Source organism: Cryobacterium sp. Hb1 (genome assembly GCF_004403585.1).
Lineage (GTDB): Bacteria > Actinomycetota > Actinomycetes > Actinomycetales > Microbacteriaceae > Cryobacterium > Cryobacterium lyxosi.
Window position 1 is genome coordinate 1 of the sequence record NZ_SOHI01000034.1, and the last position, 22,457, is coordinate 22,457.

Annotated in this window: 18 protein-coding genes and 1 pseudogene; 11 read left to right on the forward strand and 8 right to left on the reverse strand. The window is 60.3% G+C overall.

The window, feature by feature from the left end:
• Positions 1-1,007: 1,007 nt before the first annotated feature.
• Complete coding sequence (locus E3T38_RS14730; protein WP_134548884.1) at positions 1,008-1,418, forward strand: ester cyclase; 411 nt, start codon at positions 1,008-1,010, stop codon at positions 1,416-1,418.
• A gap of 273 nt (positions 1,419-1,691) precedes the next feature.
• Here E3T38_RS14730 and E3T38_RS14735 read toward each other — a convergent pair whose 3' ends face one another.
• From E3T38_RS14735 to E3T38_RS14745, 3 genes are all read right to left on the reverse strand, one after another.
• Positions 1,692-2,024: a hypothetical protein gene (locus E3T38_RS14735; protein ID WP_134548885.1), complete on the reverse strand. Its 333-nt coding sequence runs from the start codon at positions 2,022-2,024 to the stop codon at positions 1,692-1,694.
• 809 nt (positions 2,025-2,833) lie between these two features.
• Positions 2,834-3,988, reverse strand: coding sequence for a hypothetical protein (locus tag E3T38_RS14740; RefSeq protein ID WP_134548886.1), 1,155 nt, complete (start codon positions 3,986-3,988; stop codon positions 2,834-2,836).
• On the reverse strand, positions 3,985-4,929 hold the full coding sequence (locus tag E3T38_RS14745) for a WxL domain-containing protein (protein ID WP_134548887.1): 945 nt from the start codon (positions 4,927-4,929) through the stop codon (positions 3,985-3,987). Before E3T38_RS14745 ends, E3T38_RS14740 begins: the two co-directional genes overlap by 4 nt.
• A gap of 243 nt (positions 4,930-5,172) precedes the next feature.
• Here E3T38_RS14745 and E3T38_RS14750 point away from each other — a divergent pair, with 243 nt between their 5' ends.
• From E3T38_RS14750 to E3T38_RS17555, 3 genes are all read left to right on the forward strand, one after another.
• Positions 5,173-5,865, forward strand: a complete 693-nt coding sequence (locus E3T38_RS14750; RefSeq protein ID WP_134548888.1) for a response regulator transcription factor — start codon at positions 5,173-5,175, stop codon at positions 5,863-5,865.
• Positions 5,862-8,180, forward strand: coding sequence for a hypothetical protein (locus tag E3T38_RS14755; protein WP_134548889.1), 2,319 nt, complete (start codon positions 5,862-5,864; stop codon positions 8,178-8,180). The genes E3T38_RS14750 and E3T38_RS14755 overlap by 4 nt, the downstream gene beginning before the upstream one ends.
• 515 nt (positions 8,181-8,695) lie before the next feature.
• A complete protein-coding gene (locus E3T38_RS17555; RefSeq protein WP_134548890.1) occupies positions 8,696-8,899 on the forward strand; it encodes an NAD-dependent epimerase/dehydratase family protein in 204 nt (67 codons plus the stop codon).
• 211 nt (positions 8,900-9,110) lie between these two features.
• Here E3T38_RS17555 and E3T38_RS17195 read toward each other — a convergent pair.
• Both E3T38_RS17195 and E3T38_RS14770 read right to left on the reverse strand, forming a co-directional pair.
• A pseudogene (locus tag E3T38_RS17195) lies at positions 9,111-9,223 on the reverse strand (integrase); the annotation flags it as partial.
• 102 nt (positions 9,224-9,325) lie between these two features.
• A complete protein-coding gene (locus E3T38_RS14770; protein ID WP_134548891.1) occupies positions 9,326-9,544 on the reverse strand; it encodes a hypothetical protein in 219 nt (72 codons plus the stop codon).
• A gap of 263 nt (positions 9,545-9,807) precedes the next feature.
• Here E3T38_RS14770 and E3T38_RS14775 point away from each other — a divergent pair, with 263 nt between their 5' ends.
• The 7 genes from E3T38_RS14775 to dhaK all read left to right on the forward strand — a co-directional run bounded on the left by E3T38_RS14775 (position 9,808) and on the right by dhaK (position 18,494).
• Entirely contained in the window at positions 9,808-10,884 is a 1,077-nt protein-coding gene (locus E3T38_RS14775; RefSeq protein ID WP_166805536.1) for a ThuA domain-containing protein, read from the forward strand.
• Between the two features lie 552 nt (positions 10,885-11,436).
• Positions 11,437-12,585 (forward strand): glycerol dehydrogenase, encoded by a 1,149-nt coding sequence (locus E3T38_RS14780; RefSeq protein WP_134548893.1) that lies wholly within the window; start codon positions 11,437-11,439, stop codon positions 12,583-12,585.
• A 595-nt stretch (positions 12,586-13,180) separates the two neighbouring features.
• The gene (locus tag E3T38_RS14785) at positions 13,181-15,037 is read left to right on the forward strand and encodes a LuxR C-terminal-related transcriptional regulator (RefSeq protein WP_166805537.1); all 1,857 of its coding nucleotides are present in this window, start codon (positions 13,181-13,183) and stop codon (positions 15,035-15,037) included.
• Between the two features lie 108 nt (positions 15,038-15,145).
• A complete protein-coding gene (locus tag E3T38_RS14790) occupies positions 15,146-15,991 on the forward strand; it encodes a class II fructose-bisphosphate aldolase (protein WP_241984502.1) in 846 nt (281 codons plus the stop codon).
• A 5-nt stretch (positions 15,992-15,996) separates the two neighbouring features.
• Complete coding sequence (locus E3T38_RS14795) at positions 15,997-16,797, forward strand: HAD-IA family hydrolase (RefSeq protein ID WP_134548896.1); 801 nt, start codon at positions 15,997-15,999, stop codon at positions 16,795-16,797.
• Positions 16,794-17,432 carry a dihydroxyacetone kinase subunit DhaL gene (dhaL, locus tag E3T38_RS14800; RefSeq protein WP_134548897.1) on the forward strand — a complete coding sequence of 213 codons (639 nt, stop codon included), beginning with the start codon at positions 16,794-16,796 and terminating at the stop codon, positions 17,430-17,432. The genes E3T38_RS14795 and dhaL overlap by 4 nt, the downstream gene beginning before the upstream one ends.
• 66 nt (positions 17,433-17,498) lie before the next feature.
• Positions 17,499-18,494 (forward strand): dihydroxyacetone kinase subunit DhaK, encoded by a 996-nt coding sequence (dhaK, locus tag E3T38_RS14805; RefSeq protein ID WP_134548898.1) that lies wholly within the window; start codon positions 17,499-17,501, stop codon positions 18,492-18,494.
• Between the two features lie 220 nt (positions 18,495-18,714).
• Here the strand turns inward: dhaK and E3T38_RS14815 are convergent, their stop codons facing one another.
• Genes E3T38_RS14815 through E3T38_RS14825 form a run of 3 tightly spaced genes read right to left on the reverse strand, consistent with a single transcriptional unit; the run spans position 18,715 to position 21,956 of the window.
• Positions 18,715-20,280 carry a GMC family oxidoreductase gene (locus E3T38_RS14815; protein WP_134548900.1) on the reverse strand — a complete coding sequence of 522 codons (1,566 nt, stop codon included), beginning with the start codon at positions 20,278-20,280 and terminating at the stop codon, positions 18,715-18,717.
• On the reverse strand, positions 20,277-20,870 hold the full coding sequence (locus E3T38_RS14820) for a hypothetical protein (protein WP_174775254.1): 594 nt from the start codon (positions 20,868-20,870) through the stop codon (positions 20,277-20,279). The genes E3T38_RS14815 and E3T38_RS14820 overlap by 4 nt, the downstream gene beginning before the upstream one ends.
• Positions 20,871-20,927: 57 nt before the next feature.
• The gene (locus tag E3T38_RS14825) at positions 20,928-21,956 is read right to left on the reverse strand and encodes an NAD(P)-dependent alcohol dehydrogenase (protein ID WP_134548901.1); all 1,029 of its coding nucleotides are present in this window, start codon (positions 21,954-21,956) and stop codon (positions 20,928-20,930) included.
• Positions 21,957-22,457 lie beyond the last annotated feature (501 nt).

Here is a 22,457-nt window from a genome sequence, read left to right on the forward strand (position 1 = left end):
CCAGATCGCCCAGGTTGCGGCGTACTCGTTCGGCGACATCGACGGATTGATTGTCATCGGCTATGCCGATCGTGTGCAATCGCAGCTTCTGAGGGACAACTCCGCCTATGCCGCAAATGTATGCGCGAGCGGGGGTCTGCGCGTCGGCGCCGTCGGACCCACGGGTTACGCTCCCTTCGGAGCACCGGAAGGAGCTGCGGCCGCCCTATTCAACAGCGCTGAACCAGCCGTGCAGAGTGCGGCATTGCAGTTGCTGACTATTGATCCGTGCGGTGACACAGCATCGTTCGCTCCGGCTGTGGCCGTCAACTTGGTGAATGTTCCATCGATCACGGTTCCGGTCCTGATTATCGCCGGAGGAAGCGACGCTTTATTCCCGGTGCCGGCCGGTCCTGATCAAGCGTCCCTCTTCACCGGCGCCGCAAGCGTTGACCAGGTTACGTTGCCCACCGTCGCGCACGCGATCACCCTNACGCCTACGCGCCTTCGGCTCTGCGACCGCTCAACGACTGGCTGCAGAAACGATTCCACAAATAAGCATGCAAGCGAGGGGAGCCCGCCTCACAAATAGTGGCGCAGGCTCCCCTCGTCTTTTGATCGGTAGCAGCAGCACGCGAGTATGCCGAAGCTGAGGCCCTTTTCGGACAGAGTCCTGACATCGATTTGTTGCCCTGTACGGAAACAATTGAGGCAGGTTCTGGTCGCCCTATCAGGGCGTCGCGACCTCGCCGGTTCACCGCCAACGTGTTGCCATGTTCTGGGTCATCACAGCCGTTCTCCGGCACTGGGTTCCACGATTGGCAGTGCTGCGTCCTCGAGGCATACGTGCCTGTTGCTGCGCTTGACTGCGTTGACGACGCCAGCACCATAGGGGCAAGATTTTCGCCAGAGGGCTCTCGTAGCAGAGCCATCTTTATCGTCGGAGAAGCGTTGAACGTCAGCGGCGGTCTGGTCACCTCGTGGCCTCGCAATCCCATCCATGTAAATCCTAGGAAGAGAGTAAACACATGAGTGAAGAAGCAAATATTGCCGCCCAGCAGAAGTTTGGTGACGCCGTCAACAGCGGGCAACTTGACCTTCTCGATGATCTCGTGGCCGTAGACGCGGTCGATCACGACCCGGCCCCTGGCCAAGGCCCGGGGCCGGCAGGCTACAAAGCGTTCTTCGGCGAGATGATTGCCGCTTTTCCAGACCTGCACATCACCGTCGAGCGCCTCGTCGCAAACGATACCGACGTCGCATTCGCGTACACCCTCACCGGCACCCACCAAGGTCCTTTGATGGGCCACGCCGGCAGTGGGAAAACGATGTCTGTTCGTGGCGTGCAAATTAGCCGGTTTGAGAACGGGAAGCTTGTCGAGCGGTGGGGTAGCAGCGACGAAAAGGGAATGCTCGAACAACTTGGCCTGACACCGTAACCTGCGACAACTGGCGTTTCCAAGCAGAAGGGATCGGGCCGAAGACGCACATGTGAATACGACGTACGTCCTGAGACGGCTCTGTTCGCGCACGTGGCATGCAGGCAGGGCTGTAGATGGTGTGCATCTGGCAGCGTGGCTGATCCGTCAGCGCTTGCGCGTAGGTCGGGTGGCTAGTGAAATTGTTGCCGCTACCAACGTCGTGTGTTTTGTTTCTCGTGCGTTTGTTGGCGTCATTCTCGTGCGTTTGTTGGCGTCATAAAGACGAGCGGCCTAGTGGACCCTGCGGGTGCCCACCTGGAGGATGTTTCTGCTGCGGTCAGAGGTGACGGTCCAGGCGGTGGACAGCACGATGGATTTTGTTGAACCCGCCTGTTCGTTGAGTGCGGCAGCGTGGCGCCATATGAAGATCCATACTCTGACCATGGCTTTGTCGGCCGACGACGGGTTTGCACACTTATACATGCAAATTGCATAGGTTTCGACGACGAAGGCGTCGTACAAGGTGCTGAAGGCGAGTGCATCGCCCGCGGCCACTCGTTCGAGTAGCAGGTGACCGCTGAAACTGTTCCCCAGGGAATGCGGCTCCGTCTCGGTGTCGGTCATGGTGCGGGCTCGGACGATTGAATGACAAATGTAGACAGGGCATTTCCTATATTTGGTGCGAGAATGCGCTGACAAGGTTTAGGCAATGCTAAAACTCTATGTGACCTAAATGGGGGTGTCAAGATAATTGATGAATAAGAAATCGTTCCCAAACAACTGTCGAAACAACGCTATTGACCGTTGCGACTTAGGGCCTCGGTTTCAGCACCTGCAAGACATAATTTTAGTCGTTTTGGCTTGCGCGCTGATCCTGTGTAATGCGCAGAATGTGTCACACATTTATATGACAAGTTCTCGATTTCTGAGCGATACGGTCGCGATGTTAAGTAATCGAACGTATAGATGACGCGTGTAGAGCATGGGTTGAACGCCCATAGCTGAACCCTCAGCGGAAGTCGCTAAACCCCGATAGTCGACGTGCTGGTTGTGGTCAATCGCTCGTCCGCATGGAGTCGACATGCTTGCATAGGACGATTTTGCGGGATCGGTGTCGTGGTTGGCTCCTGGATAGTCCAGGACAATCCAGTTCGACTGATAGCCGTTCTCCCCAAGGGTTGCCGCAAATGTCTCCGCTTCCTCTCGAAATCTGGGTAAGTCACTTGGAAAGATGGATCCGTTGATAACGAGGCCGACGGACGCCGTGTTTTCCTAAAGCCGTCCGTTTGTAGATGAGCGATAAGTATTCCCGGGGTAACGGCACGTTCACGGGCCGCCTGCTACTACCGGCCGGGCCGTGAGCTTTCTTGCCCCGGCCGCCTTCGCGCTGTTGGTGTCGATCTTCGGCGCCACCTACTGGGGCATGCTGGGCATTATGGCCGGTCTGCTGCCGGGTCTGCTGCTGCTGATTCTGGTGAAGGCGCACCAGGAACGGATTCACTGACCGACTCCCGCGCACTGACGGGCTCACCCACACTGACAAGCTCCGCCGCGCGGGCTGCCGCCGCGCGAACCCGTTTTGCACGGCGCCACCCGAGAAAGGCAAGTGCCAGCCCGAGCAGCCCCGCAATAAGAGCGCCGACAACGAGCCCTGGGCTCTCGGCGGGCCCGCGCAAAATCTGCGGCAGCTGGGCGATCCGCGACGTGGCCGAGGCGGCCGCCTCGGCCACCGTGAACCGGGCGCCGTCAATCGAAGCACTCGCCCCTGTCTCGGGATCGGTGAGCGTCATCGACACCGTGTAGTCGCCCGGGTCCAGCTCACCGTCGAAGATGGCCGCGACCCGGCCGCTCTCGGAATGAGCGTACAGCGACCCCATGATGATGGCGGCCTGGCTGATCTCACGGTTCGCGTCGTCGCGCAACACCATAAGTCCTTCGGGATACAAATGCTGGTTTCCGGTGTTGGAAATGCCCACTGCGACCGACGAGTTGCCTCCCAGCCGCCGGTGTGAAACATCTTCGACGGTGAAGCTAGGCGCCAGAAGGCCCGGCACACGGATGGAGATGGCCACAACCTGCCGAATCACTCGGTCGAGGGCGACGTCACCCGAACCCGGAATCGGAACGTCGTTTTGTAGCACTATGCTGCTGACGTACTCTCCCGGGGCGGTTCCTGCCGGCACGGATACGCGAAAAGACCGTGTCGTTGCCGGCTCCGGAGCCAGAACGAACGTCGTATCGGCATAGTCGATCCAGAGCGTGGCACCGGATGCCGGGGTGCCCGCTTCCCGAGCGCCAAACCCACCATTGGTGATCGAGTACACCGTTGCCGCAAAACTGCGCACCGCAATCGGGCTATTGGTCTGGTTGTTCAAGGCCACCTGGAGCGTACTGCTGGAGCCCGCCGCGACGGTCACATCGAAGAACGACCCGTTGTGACCCACCGCAGTCAACGCCAGCAAACCACGGTCCTCAATCAAAGCCGTCGCCGGCGCGGTGCCGAACGCCGCCAGCACGAGAACGAGAACGAGAACGAGAACGCTCCGCCCACCCTTCCGGTTCCTACTCCGATGCTCGTCTCGTGTCAAGGAGCTAGAGCAAGTGTGGTGGTGAGGGTGCCGGAGTACGTGCCAACCGGCGCCTGCGCGGGAATCGCCAGCCGGAACCGCAAGGGCGCCGTGTATTCACCGGACCCTCGGCCCTGTGGGGCCACCATCACGGTCACGGCCTCGTCGAGGCTGCCGCCGTTCAAGGGAGACACGTGCCAATCCTGACCAGCGACTGCGACGACGGAGGCTCGGGCTTCGATGACGAGGTTCGCAGCAGACAGGTCGACGCCGTTCGCCGGCCCGTCCGCGATGCTTCTCCAGGTGAGATCGCTCGCCTGCTGGGTCACGCTCCAGCCCGTTTTGGAGCCGGATAGGTCGTTCACTGACACAGTCGCCACGCCTTGAACGAACTGGGCCTCATGCGAATACTGCACCGTGGGCAACTCCAGTGCCGACAGCGACGCCGTGCGGGGACCGGCCACGATGGCCGCCATTACCTCGGACTCCGTCGCTGCAGTCGGGGTGGACCCCGGCTGGGGCCGTGACTCCTCTTCGGGCAGAGAGAGAGCACGAGCCGGGTAGCCCTTCCAGGTGGGCGTCGTGAATCCGTCCTGATAAGCCGGCGCAGCAAATTCAGTAGGGAAGAGGACAACGAGCTGCTCGCTTTTGGCGAGGGCATTTTCTTGCATGTCCGTAGGCGGCGGGCCGAGGAAGGTCACCGATGTGATCTGCCCCTCGTTGAACGCCTCATTTTCGATCTGAGAGACAGCGTAATTCGTTCCTCCCACCGAGATGTTCGCGGGGATAACCACGACCGTGCCGAATCCCATGTCATAGTCAACGACGCTTGCTGCCCCGTTCTTGATTTTGTATTCGATTCCGAAATTCGTGTACCCGTCGGACGCGTACGCGGGGGAGGCGACGAGAGCCGATGCTCCCAGCACCGCCACAGCTAGCGTGGCGATCAAATTCTTCTTCATACGGGTTCCTTCTGACATGGCGTGGAAATGGTCCGGCGGGCATCGGTGCCGACGTCGGCCGCCAGCGCCTGCTGCCCAAGGCGCACATGGTAGTTGAGTTGAATGGCATCGCCTACTGTTGGTTATGCCAACGAAGTAGATACAAACGTATCGATTCGGGGTGTCGAGCGGGAATGCTCTCGGCCACCAATACAGGTGGACAGCCACCGTTCAGCTCGCCGGCGCAGTGCTCAGGAGGGACGCATGGACGCGGTATACAACAGGAACATTTGGGAGTCGGGGGGAGGCGGTTCGACGGTTCGGTCCGTCGCGATCGTCGACGATCACGAAGTGGTCGCGTTGGCAATGGCGGCACTCATCACGGCCGCGGCCGGTCTCGTCTTCGCTGGTTCTGCGTCGACTGTCGCCGCTTTACACTTGTCCGGTATCGGCGCCGATCTGGTGATTCTTGACTTAAGTCTGCGGGACGGTTCGACGGTCACGCAGAATGTCGCCGCCCTGGGCCGACGGAACGCAGCAGTGCTGTGCCTGACTTCGGGAGATAACCCATACCTGATCAGAGAAGCCGCCCGCAGCGATGTACTCGGCATCATCCGCAAGTCGGCCCCGGCCGAGCAGATCATGGCCGCCATTCATGCCGCTGCCGCCGGCCACCCCGTCGTCACCTCGGATTGGGCCTCAGTACTCGACACGGATGTGGAACTCGGGGCGGCCCATCTCACGATTCGGGAGCAGGAAATTCTTTCGCTCTACGCCTCCGGATTCGGTTCGAAGATGGTCGCGGCGGAACTCGGTATCAGCGAGAACACGGTCAATGATCACATCCGACGCATCCGCCGTACCTACGGGCTTCTGGGACGGCAGGCCCACACGAAGGTAGACCTGTACCGCCGCGGCGTTGAAGACGGCTATCTGCCTCTTCCCACCGATACATGACTCCCAAGCACCCGAGGCGAGACCTTTCGCGGCTGCTCGTTGCTCGAACGCTCACGGCTGCAATCGCCACCGCCTCGTTCGCCGAAATGCTTTTCTTTGCTGTCGTGGTAGCGAGCCACAACGGCGGCTCGCTCCCCCCGTCTGTTATCGGTGCCCTCGCAATCAATTTCGCGGTACCCGTTTTGGGCGGCACTGTCGCTTTTCTCGTGGGCCATTACACACTGCGGGTCATCAATACCCTGACCGTGATAGGGATAGTCGTGACCCTGCCGGTGTGGCACCCCCTGTTGCTAGCGCCAGCTGCAGGCTCGGCACCCGACCTGATGAGCGAATTCGGTCTGCCGTGGATTGCGCTCTCCAGCGCACCGCTGGCCGTTGCCGCCGTTCTGGCCTGGGACGCCCGGCCCGGCTGGATCGTGCTGCTCGGGGCCAGCCTGATCAAGCCCTCCCTCATTCTGGCGACCGCGTTGCCCGCGCTGACTGTTTTCGCAGCGTTCGATGCGGTGCTCGCCCTGCTCTCCTCAGCGCTTCTGGGTGGATTGGCACTGGCGCTGCTGGCGTCCAGCCGCCGATTAGACTCGGCAGCATCCGCAGCGGCAATGCTGACCGCGCAGAACGCAAGTGAACAAGCCCGGCATTCGTCCCGAGACCAAGCAAACGCCCTCGTGCACGACGATATTCTGAGCACACTGCTATTCGGTGCAGCCAACGATCCTTTGCTTCGTGAATCGGTCGCCGCGGGGGCCCGAAGCGCACTGGGACAGATAGAGGCCCTCAGCACGCCCACAACAGGTGATCACGGCGTCACCATCATGGAATTCGTGGGGAAAGCCCGCCGCATCACGCTTCATCTAGATCCGTCGGCGCGGTTCGTCGCGGTAGGTCGAGGCGCAGCGGAGCTACCCGCGGGGGTCGCAACCGCGTTCTATGCCGCGCTCACCCAGTCACTCACGAACAGCGTTACCCACGCAGGCTCTCAACCCGGCGCGGGCTTCACGCCCGGCACCCGACAAGTCACGCGAACAGTGACTGTAATGACACAATTCGAAACAATTGAAATGCGGGTGCAGGATGACGGCCGCGGCTTCGACGCCGCACAGGTGCCCTCCGACCGGTTGGGCATTGCCGTCGGCATTGTCGCTCGAATGCGAAGCGTACCCGGCGGCGATGCGGGCACCGCCTCGCGGCCAGGTTTCGGAACGACGGTCACGTTGCGTTGGACGCCCCCTACGTCAACGGCCCTTCACGACGGCGAAGACAGCCCTGCCACGGGTGCGGCCCACAGCACCTACGATTTTCGCGCCCCCCAAGCTCGCAGGGTCGGCATATTTTTCATCACCACCCAGATGGTGCCAGTGCTGATCTGTCTCGGTCACACCTCACATCCGCTGGCATCGATCATCGCCCTCGTCGCGATCTTCCTCGCGATGCTGTGCGTGACTCATGGGCGGCACCGACGGCCAGGGCAGTTTCGAACCGTGCTCGTGGTGTCGTGGGTTCTGGCGTCGTCGTCCATGGTTTTTCTTCTTGACCCCGATCCGGCCGAGCCCCTGTACGAAGTCTGGTTTCTCCTGGCGAACGCGTGTGTCCTGCTCGCCCTCGCGTTTCTCCAGCGCGCGAGGGCAGCCATCCTCGGCCTGGCGATCATGTGCTGCGTCGTTCTGGTCGGGTCGGTGGTGAATTCGAGCGGCCTGCACGTGGGCATAGCCCTGTTGATACAACCCGTTCTGGTCTTCTGCCTCGCCGCGGTCTGTGCCGCGCCATTGGGGCGGATGCAGGGACGCATCAACGGCCTCCGATCCAGTGAACGCGCCGTGCTCTCTCAGACCACGTTCGCCCGCACGCATGGGGAGCAACGACGGTTGCAGGCCGTCGAGATCCGCGCTCTCGCCGGAGACATGCTCGCGGTTCTCGGAGCCGGCAACCCGCTCACGACCGACCAGGTCACGCGGTGCATCGCTCTGGAAGGGCACCTGCGCGACAGGGCTCGCGGGGACCGGCTCGTCGCGGGCCCCTTGATCGGTGCGGCGTGGCGGGCCCGCGTGCGCGGCGTCGACGTGTTGTTGCTCGATGACAGCCGCGGACAGCGCATGCCCTCCGACGACCTCGACCGCATTCGCTTGTGGATGAGCGAGCAGCTCTCCCTGGCGCAGGATGGCTCGTTCACCGGCCGGCTGCTCCCTCCCGGTCGCTCGGAACGAGCAACCGCGGTCTGCCAGCAGGAATCCGGCACGATCAGACGTGTCTATCGGAGCGAGCACGCGGCCCGCGGCACACCCGAGCTTGATGCTGAACGGATGCCGAACACAACCTGACGACGCGCCGGTCTTCGGCCGTGCCCTAGCCAGACCGGGGTTGCGCGAACAGACCGGAAGCATGACTCTTCCCCAGCTGTAGAAGGCCGAATCGTTCAACGCGCTTCACCTTCCCGGTGAGCCACTCATCGTGACCAACGTGTGGGATGCGTCACATCCCGCCGGGCGGTGTAATTCATCGTCACCGTCCGGGTCAGCTGCTTTGTGGGAAGCCCTGTTTCATTCGCCCCTCCAATCGTCTTTTTGTCGAATGTTTATTCGATATGGGGAGCATGGGTCTGGGCTTCGACATTTACAAGGTCCTCCGCGACAGACGGCGGTCGTAGACGCATCATCGTTGTCGCAAGAGCGGAGACAGATGAGGTTGGTGTCATCACTGACACCGACGCGGTGACACCCGGGACCTCGCCCGTCAGCGTCTCCGGTTCGGATTTTTTGACCCTGGTCGAGCAGAGGAACGAGGAATTCCGGTGCCGGACTGTGCACGTCGGCGCGCGTCCGAGGGAGACTTGCATATGATTTTGGTTACCGGAGCATCCGGCCAGCTGGGGCACGCCATCGTCGAACGCCTGGTCGGCGCCGGCCGGTCCGTGGTCGCGGGCACGCGGCGACCTGCTGTTGGAAGCGCGCAACGGCACATCGACTTCGACGATCCTCATTCTTTGGACTTCACCGATCACGAAAAACCCCCTACAGCCCAGTGTTTTACTGGGGATTAGGGGGTTTCTTTTTACCCGGATGGTCGTTTTGGCAACATTTTGGCAAGACCTGACTAAATTTCGGTGCGAAAAAAAGAGCATCAGCGCAATGAAGAGTGGCCCGTCATAACTTATGAGGGCCGCCAGATTGTGCCTCGTTTTGGCGCTCGAAAGTTGCTTCAGGACGGCAACCGGGAGGCACTGCCGGCGCGACGGCGCGACGGCGCGCATAGTCGAGGGTCATTGCTGCTGACGCGCGGCCAAGCATCCGTTGGATAGCTTTCACGTTGGCGCCAGCCGAGAGGCCAGACTCGCTGCGGTGTGCCGCAGATCGTGCAGGGTCATGTCAAATGTGCGAGCCCACCACTGCGCAACGCACCACGTCTGACAAGGGTTGGCCGATAACGCCCGCAAGGACTGCCCGCAAGGCGAACGTTGTCCGGACATTCAAACGAATGGATCGACGACCGGAGCATCCCCGTCGGCATCGAAGGCGAGCAGATCGATCGCACCCGGGATGGACACGCCTTCACTCCAGCGGTCGCCCGCCGCGTTCACCCACTCGTGCAGGCGTGAGCCGAAAGTACCCGGCGCCTTGGTCAACGCCGCGGGCCGCTTCGACCGCCAGGCTCGCCAGTCGTCGGCTGACACGGTGCGCAGTTCCATGGTCAAGCCGCGAGCAGGCCGACTGATGCGACGGATCGAGTCGCGAGTGATGAGGAGGGCTTCGCGAGCGGGTCTGTCGCTCCTAGTTGAGTGTCAAGCGGCTTTTTTGACGGGGAGGGAAGGCGATAATGACGCAATCGCGTTGACATTTGATTTGAGGTTCCCATACGCTATCGAACGAAGGCATATGTCGTTGTGCGCAACATATTGCATAGCGTGCCGATAGCAACCATGTCAGGTTGCACTCAATGAGGAGTAGACCTATGAAGATGCATGTTCAACGCCTAGTGACCGGGATCGCGGCGGTCGGGCTGATGCTCAGCCTCGGCGCTACTCCGGCATATGCCGACGAGGAGTACAAGGTGCTGGTCGTCGGCGACACCCTCGGGTACCGACACTCGCACATCGATGACACGACGCTCGCAGTCATTCAGCTTGGTCAGGAGAACGGGTTCACCGTGGACGTCTGGGATCCGCGCCAGACGACCCGGACTCTTTCCACCACTCCGTTCACCACAGCCGACGACCTTTCGCAGTACGCGACCATCATCTTTGCCTCGCCAGTGGACGGTACGAACGACCTTGACCCGGTCCGTCCGCGGCTCCTCGATGACGTCGAGTTGTCGGCGTTCCAGGGATACATTCGAGGCGGTGGTGGTTTTGTCGGTCTGCACGCAGCGACAGATTCGATGCACACGGTGCCCTGGTACAGCGATCTCACCGGAGGCGGCGCCCGCTTCCGCAGCCACCCCGCACAACAGACAGCTACGATGCGCGTCGAGAGCCCGACTCATCCGTCGACGGCGATGCTGCCGGCTGAGTGGGTGCGCTTCGACGAGTGGTACAACTTCACGACTAATCCCCGCGAAGACGTGCACGTGCTGATCACTCTCGACGAGTGGACGTACAACCCGGGCAGTGGTGCGATGGGTGCCGACCACCCCCTCGCGTGGTGCCAGAACTTTGAGGGCGGCCGCTCCTGGTACGAAGGCGCTGGGCACATCGACGCGAACTATTCCGATCCGCTGTTCCTCGCTCATATTCTCGGCGGCATCGAATGGACCGCCGGTGTCGTTAGCGGTGGTGGCGATTGTGTCACTTTTGGTGAGGTGGAGGAAGTTCTGGCGGGATCGAAGGACGGCTCTATGAAGTACGCGCAGCTCTCCGCTCAGCTGGCTGCCTACCTCGACGACGCGGAGATCGCGGCGGACGCGGGCGACCATGCTGTCGCGACCGCCACGCTGCACAAGGCGCGGGCCAAGGCGCGCGGACTCCACGACGACGTCCTGGTGTCGAAGCTCGGTAACCTCATCACGTGGCAGGAGGGCTTGCGCTCCTGAGTCCATGCCGCGGTGGCTCGATCTCGAGTTCTCACGAGCGTACGAAAGTGCTCCATGATCGGTCATGCCCTGTTGTCGATAGAGGGCGTGATCGATCTCCGGGCGCTGTCCGGCGCCGTCGACTGACCCAGAGGGCACTCGGTGTCTCGAAACCTTACTGTGTCGAAACCCGTAGGTTGAAAGACGGCCAGAGTCACAAATCGTTGTCGCGTCGACCACTGGAATCCACCGCACTTCAGGGGCTCTAGCGTCGGGGCAGGTCATCCGGGAATCCCGCGTGAATGGGGCGGCGATATAAGTTTCACAAGTTTCAGTCGGCTGAGAGCCCAGACGTGCGGCGCAGAAAGTCGCTGGACACCAACAGGAGCAGACGTGACCTTCGAGAAGAATTCAGGATCGCGTAAGGGCCAGCGGTTCACATGGGGGGTGACGGGGGAAACTCCCCACGTACAACGAGGAATTCCCCCTTGTTCCGGGTGTGGTGCCGGCCATAGCGTCGGCTAAAGGTCGCCAATCGCTACCTGAAGTATGAAATCAAAGGAGATTATTGTTATGGCGCAAAGCACCGTGCAAACATTTATCAGCCCAGGTCGGTACGTTCAGGGCAAGGGCGCAATATCGAGGTTGGGTGAGGAACTTGCCCAAATCGGAAAACGTCCACTCATGATTTGCGACGACATGGTCTGGAATATCGTTGAGGATGACGTCACGGCCAGCCTGAAGGCCGCCAAACTACCCGTTATCCGCGAGAAATTCAACGGTATTCCGCACCCGAAGGAAATCGAGCGCTTCGTAGAGCTCCTCAAGAAGCACAACGCGGACATCGCCGTTTCTGTCGGTGGAGGAAGCACCCACGATACGGCCAAGGCCGCGGGCCATAGCGCTGGTATCCGTTGGGTGACCGTGCCGACCACAGCATCGGTCGACGCGCCGACCTCGACGTTGGGTGTCATCTACACCGAGGACCACGCATTCCTTGAGTATCTCTACTTTCCTCGTAACCCCGACCTGGTGCTCGTGGACACGCAGATCGTCGCGAACGCCCCGGCTGAGTTCCTTATCGCTGGCGTCGGTGATGCGCTCGCTACCTGGCTCGAGGCGAAGGCTGTCGCAGGGTCTTTCTCCGACACGATCGCGGGAGACCTCCCCACCCTCACCGGTACGGCGCTCGCACGCCTATCGTGGGATGTCTTGTGGGAGAACGCCATTCCGGCTATCGCCGCAGTGCGCGATCACGTCGTCACACCGGCTCTTGAGAAGGTCATCGAGGCGAACACGTTACTCTCCGGTCTCGGGTTTGAGTCCGGCGGTCTGGCGGCAGCGCACGCGATCCACAACGGTCTCACTGCCGTGCCGCAAACCAGGGGCGTTCAGCACGGCTACAAGGTGAATGTTGGGTCGGTGACGCAGCTCGTCCTTGAGGGCGCACCGTTCGCCGACATTCGGGCGTTTGTGGAGTTCACAACCCGCGTCGGACTGCCGACCACCCTGACTGAGGTTGGTATCGATGTCGACGACGCAGAAACACTGCGCATCGTCGCCGAAGCGGCCACGGCAGAAGGCGAGACCATCCACAACATGTCGTTCGAGGTCACGGCGGAGAGCGTCGTGTACGCGCTTATCTCGGTCGAGCGACTGTCGCGTCAGATCCGTGCAGAGGCAGGCTTGCCTGAACCCGTCAAGTACGTGGCCCATCACTAGGCGCATGACATAACTCGGCATAACAGCGGAGGGGTATCCACCGGCCACAGGTCAGCGGATACCCCTCCGCCACGTTCATCGGCCGGTCCATGCGGACGGCCTCCCCTGATTGGTTAGAAAGCGGTGTTCGGAGGCTCCCAGGATTGAACCGAGGATGTCTCTCGAAACCGCCCCTTGGCTCATCCTTCTTCGGTTTCGGCGGATATCGCACAGTGCACACGTACGGATGACAGCGTTCACACCGGGACAGTCATCTCCGCCGCTCAGAATTCCGTGTGCGCCACTGCGCATCACCTGTCAAGTTCCGTCTCTTCTTGAATGTCGTGCCACGTCACCGTCGTGCAATGCGCAGGCAAAGCCTCCACGCTCGCCGACAAGAGCCTCGACCGAGTCTTTCTCGGTAACCATGCGCCCCGTGCACAGACCAGGAGGAATTCCTAGACGTCGATGTAGGGAAAAGGCCTAGGGAAAAGATGTAGGGAAAACCAGCATCGAACATGATTTACTGGATACTGGCTTAGCTACGCAGGAGCGGTGACGCACGTTGTCCCCGAAACTAGTCCGGCTGTTTGCCCTTCGTCAGAGAGGACGTAATGTGCACGCTTCAGAGGACCTCGTAATCGAGTCTTCAACCGAGTTGCGCGAACAACTCGACACCGTGACAGATCTCGCCCGCGACCTTGCGGGACGCTTCGAGTTGGCGCCGCTCCTCGAGCGCATCCTGGGTCACGCGATCGCACTCCTTGGTTGTGAGAGCGGCTCGATCTCGCTGGTTGACGAAGCCAGCGGAATGTATACCAAAAAAGTGGACCTCGGGGTCGGCTGTCACGAAGGGCAGACATTTTCGCTCGACGAGGGAGTCACTGGCGAAGTCGTCCATAGTCGTGGAACTGTCATCCTCGATGAGTACGCATCGGTACTGCGGGCCGGCCACATTGCACCGGATGACCCACGGTTACACTGCGCTGTCATCGGCGTCCCTATTCAATGGGATGACAGCATCATTGGAACGTGCGTCATCTTCAGCGCCACTCCTGGGCGTGTGTTCACGACGACAGATGCCAAACTCGTCGAACTTTTCGCGCACCACGCGGCGATTGCGCTCGCGAATTCAACACTGTACGCGAAGGCTGCTGACCGCACTCGCGAGGCTGCCGTGGCTGCAGAACGAGAGCGGGCCGTACGGGACGTCCACGAGACAGTTGGAAGGTCGCTCGCATCGTTGCTTCTGCACCTCGACGAGGCAGACAGGGCGAACCGCAATGGCGAACCTGCCGCAATATTCATCAGTAGCGCCCGCACGGTCGCCCATGACGCCTTGACCGAGACGCGCCGGACGGCACTCGGACTCGGCCCGGCATCACTGGAGGGTCGAACCCTTGAGGCAGCGATCGGCACAGAGCTCGCCTGGGTGGAGTCCATGAGTATGACGACGACTGGATTCGTTATCGTCGGCACACCGCGCGCTCTCGCGCCAGAGATCGCACACCAGGCATTCAAGATCGTTCAAGAAGCCCTCAGCAACGTTGTCTCGCATGCAAGTGCCGGAAGCGCTCGGGTCGGACTCGTCTACGACACCCAGGTGCTGTCAGTTTTAATCGATGACGACGGTCGGGGTTTTGACCTCGCCGAGGCACACGGCGGGCACTTCTCGTCGTTGTCTTCCGGCTGCCTCGGGCTCCACGGGATGATGTCGCGCGCAAGTCACCTCGATGGCGAGCTCGACATCGATACGACTCCGGGATGGGGAACGAAGATCCGAGCGACTATCCCGTATATTTCCGGAACCGGCGAAAGCGTCCCGCAGCCGCGCTGGAAGGTTCTCATCGCGAACGACCAACCGATTATCAGTGCCGGACTCGTTCGGCTCCTGAATCTGAGCGAACCGGCAATCCAGGTCACCGCGGAGTTGAGCTCGGGGCGTCAACTGGTCGATGCCTATGAGATGCTCCGTCCGGACGTGCTCATTGTCGACCTACGGGTGCTCAACGGGGAACTATTCGGCACGCTCGCGAAGATACGTGAGTTTGACCAAAACGCCACAATCGTTGTCCTCACAGAAAACCCGACCGTTGACCAGATTCGTTCAGCAACGCAAGCAAACGTCCGCGGATTCCTCAGCCTCAAGTCCGACGCGGCAACGATCTCACGCGTGATCGTTGCCGCGTGTCGTGGCGAAGCGCTGCTTCAGAACGATATTCTCGACCACCTCACCGGTTTCTCCGCACATGCATCCGACGAAGAAACTCTCACTCCACGAGAGCGTCAGGTGCGCCCACTCGTCGAGCGGGGCATGGCAGATAAGCAGATCGCCAGCGCGTTGTTCATTTCGGTTAAGACGGTCGAAAAGCACGTCGGATCATTGCTCCGAAAGACCGGCGCGCACAATCGCACGATGCTCGTCCACATGAACCGGGAACACAGCTCGGTAGGTGTGATCGCCGAGCGTTAGAGAATTCCCCACCCCGAAAAGGCGGGGGAATCCTGTATGGTTCGAGTCGTACCACCTGCCTTACCGTAAAGATACCTAAACACGGAGGTTGCTGTGAGTGTCGTGCCAATGAAAGATATCGTCGATCGCGCATTCAGTGACCGCTACGGTGTCCCTGCCATAAATGTCTTCAACGATCTAACGTTGGAAGCAGTGCTTGCTGGGGCCGTAGAGGCAAGGTCCCCAGTGATTGTTCAAACTTCAGTGAAGACCGTTCGGAGCATCGGCAGTGGCGTGTTCGCCAGTCTCTGGCGGTCGTTGACCGAGGGAATAGAGGTGCCGGTCTCGTTACACCTAGACCACTGCCCGGATCGCGCCGTCGTGACAGAGTGCCTCAAGCAGGGGTGGAACTCGGTGCTTTTTGACGCCTCTGCACTGCCGGTTGAAGAGAATCAGCGGCAGACGATCGAAGTCGTGAAAGAGGCCCGGCTCTACGGCGCTCACGTCGAGGGCGAGATCGAGGCCATTACGGGGGTCGAAGACGACCACGGATCCGACCAGGAAACGGCGCGACAATCGCTTGAAGTCTCGCTGCGTTTTATCGAGGCGACTGGTGTTGACGTCTTTGCCCCATCGATTGGTAATGCGCACGGCACGTACAAGGCCACACCCGTACTCGACTTCGACCGGGTCAGTGACATTGTGGAGCGCCATCCAATCCCGATCGCATTACACGGCGGGAGCGGCCTGACCTCCGAGCAGTTCAGCGACCTGATCGCGCGCGGTTGCGCGAAGGTCAACATATCAACCTCCCTGAAGGAAACCTTCATGAAGTCAAGCCTCACCTTCCTCACTGAGGCACAGAAAAACGACAAATGGGATCCGCCGTCGCTTTTTGCCCACACTCGGGCCGATATCGTGCACCTCGTCGTCAATCTGGCAGGTCAATTCGGTAGCGCTAATAAGGCGTGGTGAAAGCGATGCCTGCTCTGATCTTCGACTGCGATGGCGTACTCGCCGACACGGAGCAGTACGGTCACCTGCCCGCGTTCAACCAAACCTTTCGCGAATTTGGGCTGCCCGTGCAATGGAGTATCGAGGACTATGCCGACAAGGTGAGAATTAGTGGAGGCAAGGAGCGATTGATGAGTTTGATCACACCTGAGTTTGCTGAACTGATCGAAATCCCCGACGACGAGACGGCACGCACTGCTCTCATAGCGTCATGGCATCGCCGGAAAACTGAGATCTACACGGATCTGATCGAGGGTGGTGTTGTGCCAGCGCGACCCGGTATCGATCGAATTGTGCGGGAGGCAAGTGCGGCAGGATGGACCCTCGCGGTCGCGTCGACATCGGCGGAGCCATCCGTTCGGGCGGTCCTCACACACGCCGTCGGTCTCGAGCAAGCGTCACGTTTCGCAGTTTTTGCAGGCGACATCGTGGCGAAGAAAAAGCCGGCACCGGACATCTATCTGCACGCGCTATCTGTGCTTGGAATATCGCCAGATGATGCGATCGTTGTCGAGGATAGCGAAAACGGCTTACGCTCAGCGACGACGGCTGGTCTGCGAACCGTGGTGACGGTGAGTAGCTACACCGCTAGCGAGGACTTCTCCGCCGCCGCCCTCGTGGTCTCTTCACTCGGCGACCCGGATCCTGGCGAGATGACCCAGGTAATCGCGGACCCGTACGACATCAATCCAAGGTCGTTCATTCAGCTGGGCGATCTCGCCCGCATGGCGGCGCTCCCTCACGCCAAACCTCAGGAGGCACAATGAAGACCCGCAGCATCATCGACACTGAATTCGTCGTCCGATCGATTGCCGAAACGGCGATAGAAAACGAAGACGCGTTTTGCGAACTCGACTCCGTCGTCGGAGACGGCGATTTCGGATACTCGCTTGCCCGCGGTTTCGAGAAAGTATTAGAGGAGTGGGACGTCTTTGACCGCACAGACTCGAGTATTTTTCTGAAGAGTATTGCGCACACGATCACGAGCCGTATTGGGGGCACCTCCGGCCCCCTCTGGGGCACAGCGTTCCTGCGTGCTTCCACCGCAGTGCGCGGTCGCGATGCGGTCGGCGGCGCCGACGTTGTCGCAATGCTGCGGGCGGCGATCGAGGGCATCAAGGACCGTGGCAAGTCTGATGTTGGCGACAAGACGCTGCTCGACGCGCTCGTTCCGGCGACTGACGCTCTTGAGGTGGCCGTCGCACAGGGCTCGTCTTTCGAAAAAGCACTTGACGAGGCAGCAAAAGCCGCACGTGTTGCAGCAGACGCGACCAGCTCTCTTCAGGCAAGACGCGGACGCGCCAGTTACACCGGTGAGCGCAGTATCGGCTCGCCCGATGCTGGTGCGGTCGCCGTGGCCGTCATCCTCGAGCGGCTCACCATACAATCGCGTGCACGCTAACCCATAGCCCCCTCTGCCCCACCCGTACCCGAAGCCCATTCAGCATCACAAAGACGTGGAGAGACCATGAAAAAGTTCATCAACGATCCCAAGAATTTCGTGCCGGAAATGCTCAAGGGCCTCGCCCTCGCAAATCCTGACACGCTGAAGTACGTCCCGGAGTACAACCTCATCCACCGTGCCGATGCACCCAACGCAGACAAGGTGACCATCATCCAGGGTTCTGGATCAGGCCACGAACCCGCCCACGTCATGACTGTTGGGAGGGGAATGCTCGACGCTGCCTGCCCCGGAGATGTCTTCGCTGCCCCTCCCGTCGATTACGTGTACGAGACGACGAAACTGCTCGCCTCGCCGAAAGGCGTGTTGTTGCTCGTCAACAATTACACCGGAGACCGAATGGCATTCGAGATGGCGCAGGAAATGGCACGCGCCGACGGTATCAGGGTCGAGATGCTCTTCATTGACGACGACGTCGCGGTGGAGGACTCGCTGTACACGATCGGTCGCCGCGGTGTTGCTGGCAATTTTTTCGTGATGAAGGCAGTAGGCGCGGCCGCGGAAGCCGGCGCCGACCTTGATGAAATTATCCGGATCGGTGAGAAGGTCAACTTGGTTACGCGTACGATGGGCGTCGCACTGACGGCCTGCACCCCGCCCGCAAAAGGGTCACCCCTTTTCGATCTCGGGCCAGACGAGATCGAGATCGGTATCGGCATTCACGGTGAGCCCGGGCGCAGGCGCGGCAAGCTCGTCTCGGCAGACGAAATCGTGGATGACATTCTCGGAGCCGTCATCACTGACTTACCGTTCACGTCCGGCGATCGTGTCGCGCTCATGGTGAACGGCCTCGGTGGGACGCCGATCAGCGAGCTGTACCTGCTGTACGGCCTGGCACACGAGAAACTCGTCAGCGCGGGCATCACCGTCGGCCGTAATTACGTCGGTGAGTACTGCACGTCGCTTGACATGGCGGGCGCGTCAATCACCCTCGTCAAGCTCGATGAGGAAATCGAGTCGCTGCTCGCAGCACCGGCCGAGATCCCGATCCGCGTTTTCTGACTCGGACGTGCGCAGTGGGACTGGCACCAAAGTGGTGATCAGTCCCACGACGGGGTGGTGATTATTCAGGTGCCCCGTGACCGGGACGGCACGTTCACTCCGGTGATGGTGCTGAAACGACGGCGTATTTTCTTAACCGTGTGTGTTGTGGGGGAAGATGAATGGACGGCTCGGGGGGGGAGCCAATCCGCGTTACACGGATCTGGCCGTCTGGCCTAGCTCAAATTCCTCCTGTTTTTAGTTGATCCGCGATGTACTCGGCCTGTCGGATGGCCAGCGCCACGATCGTAAGCGTGGGATTGGCGGCCGCGCTGGTGGTGAACACGGACCCATCGCTAATGAATAGGTTGGGTACGTCGTGGGCGCGTCCCCACTTATCGACGACACCATCTTCGGACCGCGCACTCATTCGGGAAGTGCCCATATTGTGCGTGGACGGGTACGGGGGAGTGCGCTGCGCACCGACCGAACCAACAGCCTCATACAGCAGTTCTGCTTGCGCGTATCCGTGCTCGCGCATGGCAATGTCGTTGGTGTGGTCGTCGAAGTGCACGTTGGGTACAGGGAGGCCATTCTTGTCAGACAACGTCGTGTTCAGAGTGACTCGGTTACTTTCCTGTGGCAGATCTTCGCCGACGATCCAGAGCCCGGCCGTGTTGGCGTACGCTTCGAGAATTTCGGTGAATCCACGCCCCCAGGCCCCGGGATCGCTGAAGCTGGCTAGGAAGGCTGGCCCCAGTGAAATTGTCTCCAAAAAGTAGCCACCGGCGAAGCCTCGGTCGGGGTCATGCCGAGACTCGTCCGCGATCACTCCGGCCATGGTTTCACCGCGGTGCATCCGTACCGGATCGTTGAACCTGGCGTAGACCGAACCGGTGGTGTGGCGCATGTAATTGCGACCGACTTGGCCGGAGGAATTGGCCAAGCCATCGGGGAACATTGGGCTGGCAGACTGAAGCAACAGCCGGGGCGTTTCGATAGAGTTCGCAGCTACTGCGACGAGCCGGGCGGCTTGTCGTTGCAAGTTGCCGTCTTTGTCCAGATAGAGCACGGCGTCTGCTCGTCCCGAAGCATCGTGGGTGATCTGCACCGCATGGCTGTCGGGTCGGAGGTCAAGCAACCCCGTTGCTTCTGCACGAGGGATTTCGCGCACCAGCGTCGACCATTTCGACTTGTTCTTATCACCCTGAAAGTTGAAGCCGTCCTGAATGGATGCCGGACGGCCGTCGTACTCCTCAGCATTCGTCGCATACGGGCCCGTCGAATAAAACTTGTATCCCAGCCGTTCGGCGCCGTTTGCGAAGACCGTGTAATTGTTATTCGCGGGTAGCGGCTTGCGACCGTGCACATGCGTCGATCCCATCGCGATTTCCGCTTTGTCGTAGTAGGGCGCGAGCTCGGCCAGGGTGATCGGCCAGTCGAGGAGATTGGCGCCGTCGATTCGACCGTAGGTGCTGCGCGCAGCGAATTCGTGAGCTTTGAATCGCGGTGTCGCACCGGACCAGTGCGTTGTCGTGCCACCGACCGCCTTCACAATCCACGCCGGAAGGTTGGGGAAATCGCGAGCGATTCGCCAGGATCCTGACGTGGTTCGCGGGTCAAGCCAGGCCATCTGGTTGAAGGCCTCCCACTCATCGTTGACGTAGTCCTCGTTGCGCAGGTACGGACCCGCCTCCAGAACCACAACCGGAATACCTTTCGCCGTCAGTTCGTAAGCAAGCGTTCCGCCCCCAGCCCCTGATCCGATGATGACGATCGCTGCCTCATCGTGCTCGATAGTGCTCACTTCGTCATCTCCATCATGGTTGCGTCGCGTTTACCGGGTTGATTGCTGGTGTCACGCTCTGTCGCGGGCGTGTTTTCGCCGCCGCGAATTTTTGCCACGGACGCGCTTGTGGCAACTTCGATGAGTTGCTCCGGCCCGTCGTAGCTTTCGATCCGCGCTTCGGGAAGCCAATCAAGGTCGTTGAAGCCACGGTTGATGTATCCACCTTTGTCGGAGCTCGGTCCTTCGTAGCCGAGGATCTTCCAGACGTCCTCGTTGTCATACAGATTCAGCACGGTCGTGCGCCGGATAAAGCCGAAAAACTCCGTGGTCTCGATTCGGCGCAACACCTTGGTGCCGTCTTCGTCGTTCAGGGTACGGAAATCGCCTCCGGCCAGGTGGCTCAGAGTAATTAGCCCCTGCGTGAGCGCGACCCGAAACCAGGTTGAGCTCTCGGCCTCCCGCAAGATCGTGTCTGCCGTCCGTTCATAGGGAGCATCGGGAAATGACGGGTGAGGAAACGCAACCCGAATAACCCGGATGAGCACGCTCCGCGCTTCATCGGTCAATTCCGTCGCATTCATTTGTGGATACTTGGCGGGAAAAGCCATTATTGAGCTCCTTTGCTCACAGCTGTCGACTTGGGTGGGGGAGTTCGAGTTGGTGTCTTAGGGGATGAGAATTCCGCGACCGATGATCCGTCCGGCAGCTAAATCTGCGATCGCGTCAAGAGCTGCGTCCAGGGGATAGACAGCAGTGTGCAGCGTGACCTTGCCTTGAGCCGTGAGTGTCATGAGCTCGACGAGGTCGTTGTAGGTTCCGACCAAGTTTCCGATGACGTTGATTTCACGCGAAATAATCTCAATAGTGGGGATATTGACCGCGCCACCGTAACCGATCACGTAATGCGATCCACGATTACGCAGAAGACGCGGAGCGAGCAACTCCGCACCGTGCTCTCCGACGAAGTCGAACAGAACGTGTGCTCCACCATCCGTGATCTCGAGCACCTTCTTCTCGACGTCATCGTCGGTCGTTGACAGAACGGTGTGGTGCGCACCGAGTTTCGTAGCGAGCTCGAGAGCAGCCTCACTGCGGTCGACGACCGTTATCGTCGCACTCGTAATAGCCGCGAGCGCCTGAATTCCAATATGTCCGAGACCACCGGCACCGATCACGACCGCGTGGGTTCCCGGAAATAAAACATCTGCAGCCTTACGCACCGCGTGATACGCGGTCAGACCTGCATCAGCCAGCGCGGCTACGTCCCTCGGTTGCAGCCCGGCGTCCAACCGGACCACCGCCCGTGCATTGGTCAGAAGCTGCTGAGCCATGCCGCCATCCGCGTTGATTCCCGGAAAGGTCGCGTTTTCACAGTGCGAGTCCTGGCCCACTCTGCAGGCCGGGCACAGACCACAACTGGTGAGCGGATGCATGATCACCGCGTCACCCGGTTTTACGTTGTGCACCGCACTGCCGATTTCGCGAACCCACCCCGCGTTCTCATGCCCCAACGTATACGGCAGGTGCGGGTGCTGGATGGGATCCCACTGCCCTTCAATAATGTGAAGATCCGTGCGGCACAAACCAGCAGCACCAACATCAACAATGACGTCCCACGGCCCGATCAGATTGGGCTCGGCCGCCTCTTCGATCGTCGGATTTTCCCCATACCGGTGCAGACGAACAGCCTTCACAATTTCTCCTCATCGAGATCACACAAATTACACCCGTGCTGCGCTTCAGTTTGGAACACCTCAAGACGCCACACCACGTCGGCTATCACAGAGTGAGAATGCATCGTTCACATTGATACCAGTGAATGCGTCACCTGCGCTGCCGTCCAATCGAACCAATGGCCCACGCCGGGAAAAAGCGGGGACAGTGTTTCAGATGCCTTGGGATAAACGACTGTGTACTTATTCCTAATGTTGACTGAAAACAGGGCCATTACTGCGGCGGTTTCTCGGGGAGACCTGAGCCTCCGGGCGACACGTGGTGGTGTTGCGGCCGAAATTTTCACAATGGGACTGCACGACCAAGATCTGGTAGTGCAGTCCCTGCGATGGGTGGCTCTCGGTGAACTAGTCCTTGATGGTGGAACGCTTGAGGCTTGTTGCGTCTTCGAGGGATAGTTCGGAGTCGGCGAAGGTTTGGTCGTCTGCGAATGATTTCATGCGTGCGATGCGGTAGATGAT

Coding starts and splice junctions, on each gene's coding strand:
- E3T38_RS14730 (WP_134548884.1), top strand. CDS start 1,008: ATGAGTGAAGAAGCAAATATTGCCGCCCAGCAGAAGTTTGGTGACGCC.
- E3T38_RS14735 (WP_134548885.1), bottom strand. CDS start 2,024: ATGACCGACACCGAGACGGAGCCGCATTCCCTGGGGAACAGTTTCAGC.
- E3T38_RS14745 (WP_134548887.1), bottom strand. CDS start 4,929: ATGAAGAAGAATTTGATCGCCACGCTAGCTGTGGCGGTGCTGGGAGCA.
- E3T38_RS14750 (WP_134548888.1), top strand. CDS start 5,173: ATGGACGCGGTATACAACAGGAACATTTGGGAGTCGGGGGGAGGCGGT.
- E3T38_RS14755 (WP_134548889.1), top strand. CDS start 5,862: ATGACTCCCAAGCACCCGAGGCGAGACCTTTCGCGGCTGCTCGTTGCT.
- E3T38_RS17555 (WP_134548890.1), top strand. CDS start 8,696: ATGATTTTGGTTACCGGAGCATCCGGCCAGCTGGGGCACGCCATCGTC.
- E3T38_RS14770 (WP_134548891.1), bottom strand. CDS start 9,544: ATGGAACTGCGCACCGTGTCAGCCGACGACTGGCGAGCCTGGCGGTCG.
- E3T38_RS14775 (WP_166805536.1), top strand. CDS start 9,808: ATGAAGATGCATGTTCAACGCCTAGTGACCGGGATCGCGGCGGTCGGG.
- E3T38_RS14780 (WP_134548893.1), top strand. CDS start 11,437: ATGGCGCAAAGCACCGTGCAAACATTTATCAGCCCAGGTCGGTACGTT.
- E3T38_RS14790 (WP_241984502.1), top strand. CDS start 15,146: ATGAAAGATATCGTCGATCGCGCATTCAGTGACCGCTACGGTGTCCCT.
- E3T38_RS14795 (WP_134548896.1), top strand. CDS start 15,997: ATGCCTGCTCTGATCTTCGACTGCGATGGCGTACTCGCCGACACGGAG.
- dhaL (WP_134548897.1), top strand. CDS start 16,794: ATGAAGACCCGCAGCATCATCGACACTGAATTCGTCGTCCGATCGATT.
- dhaK (WP_134548898.1), top strand. CDS start 17,499: ATGAAAAAGTTCATCAACGATCCCAAGAATTTCGTGCCGGAAATGCTC.
- E3T38_RS14820 (WP_174775254.1), bottom strand. CDS start 20,870: ATGGCTTTTCCCGCCAAGTATCCACAAATGAATGCGACGGAATTGACC.